The sequence below is a fragment of the Chitinophaga sp. genome (genome assembly GCF_035564935.1).
In the GTDB taxonomy this organism is placed as follows: domain Bacteria; phylum Bacteroidota; class Bacteroidia; order Chitinophagales; family Chitinophagaceae; genus Chitinophaga.
On record NZ_DATMTE010000884.1, the window covers coordinates 1 to 1,732 of the forward strand.

General features: G+C 48.6%; 2 protein-coding genes. One reads left to right on the forward strand and one right to left on the reverse strand.

Annotation, left to right across the window (positions count from 1 at the left end):
* A partial coding sequence (locus VN105_RS23100) for a hypothetical protein (RefSeq protein ID WP_325644659.1) occupies positions 1-429 on the forward strand: 429 nt, incomplete at its 5' end.
* Between the two features lie 87 nt (positions 430-516).
* Here VN105_RS23100 and VN105_RS23105 read toward each other — a convergent pair.
* Positions 517-1,732, reverse strand: a 1,216-nt coding sequence (locus VN105_RS23105; RefSeq protein ID WP_325644661.1) for a serine hydrolase domain-containing protein, incomplete at its 5' end; no start/stop codon positions are given.

Consider the following 1,732-nt stretch of genomic DNA (forward strand, 5'->3'; position numbering starts at 1 on the left):
GCACCCAAAGTAGCTTTGTTGGTATTTGTAACTATCCTCTTCCCAATTTTACACGCTGCAGCCCAGTCAAAAACATTTGCCTATAATGCAGCGCGACTGGCAAAAGAAAAACCTGTACCCACAGCTCCTGTTGAAGCTTTCAACGTACATATCACTCAATTGCAGAAAGATCAGCTGTTATTCCAGCTCTCCGTGGATAATCCTTCCAACGAAAAGCTGACCCTTTACATAAAAGACAACTACAATAACACGCTGCACCGCGAAACATTACCCGCTACCCTGCGCTTTGAAGCACGTTACAACCTCGGATCTCTTGAGGACGGCGACTACACCTTCGAAATCAGGAGCGGAAAAAACAAACTGGCAGAAAAAGCTATTGCCATAAAAACGCAAACCCTGATCAACAGGAGCGTTTCCGTAACAGAGTAGTCCCGCATCGCATAAATTGAAAAATGAAAGAGGTGGTATCCGTAAAAAACGGTACCACCTCTCTTTTTATTATTGGCTATCTCTTTGTTATCTGCGTGCCGACTCATACACCGCCTCAAACATTTTCTCCCTGGTATGTAACGCCGATATTTTCGTATTAACGCCACCGTTAGGATACACCCGGTTGCTCAGGAAAATAAATACCAGTCCGGAAGTTGGGTCTGCCCACACACAGGTGCCGGTATAACCCGTATGCCCGAAAGTGGCTGCAGAAGCGCTCCTGGCAGGATATGGCTCCCGGCGGGTGGCATTATCTTTTTCCGGTTTGTCGAACCCCAGCCCCCGGCGGCTGATATTGCTGTTGTAAGCGGTGAACAACTGCACCGTTTCAGGCTTGATATACTGCACACCATTAAATGATCCCTTATTCAGCAACATCTGCATGATCACCGCCACGTCGTGCGCATCAGAAAATAAACCCGCATGCCCGGCTACACCGCCAAACATAGCAGCGCCAGGATCATGTACATCTCCCCTTAATAACTGCATCCGGAAAGAATATTCACGTTCTGTAGGAACAATTTCCGATAACGGAAACCGCTCCCTTGGTAAAAAACCCGTGGTAGCCAGTCCCAGCGGTACGTAAAACGTTTCCCTCACATAATCGTTCAGCTTTTTTCCTGTTAACGTTTCCACGATCTTTCCCAGGAAAATAAAATCACAATCACTGTAAACATAACCCTGCCGGGGCGACAGCTTACTATCCAATATCCTTTGCCACATGGTATCTACATAGCTGTTCTCCATGTACATGTGATCAGCTACACGGATACTATGCGTAGCATCGGCGCTGGCGTGATACAACACGGTGTCAGGCCGCGCATTGCTGTAAAGTGTTTCTTTATAGAACGGGATATAGGCCACCAGGCCGGCCTGGTGCAACAGGATATCACGGATACGCAACCCGGCCTTATCGGTTCCCAGCACCTGCGGCAGGTACACGCCCAAAGTGGCGTCCAGGTTCAGTTTGCCTTCATCGTACAGTCGCATCACCGATAAGGTGGTAGCGCACACTTTGGTAACAGAGGCCAGGTCGTAGATAGAGGTGGGTGTTACCGGTTCCTTTTTGTTGTACTCATAATGACCAAAGCAGCGGTTATAGATGATTTTTCCATCTTTCAGGGCCATAACTTCTGCACCGGGCGCCGCACCGCGGGCAATCATATCATTGGCCAGGGCATCGATCTGCAGCAATGCCTGTTCATCAATACCGGCTTCTTTTGCGCTGGCAGTGGGCAATAAA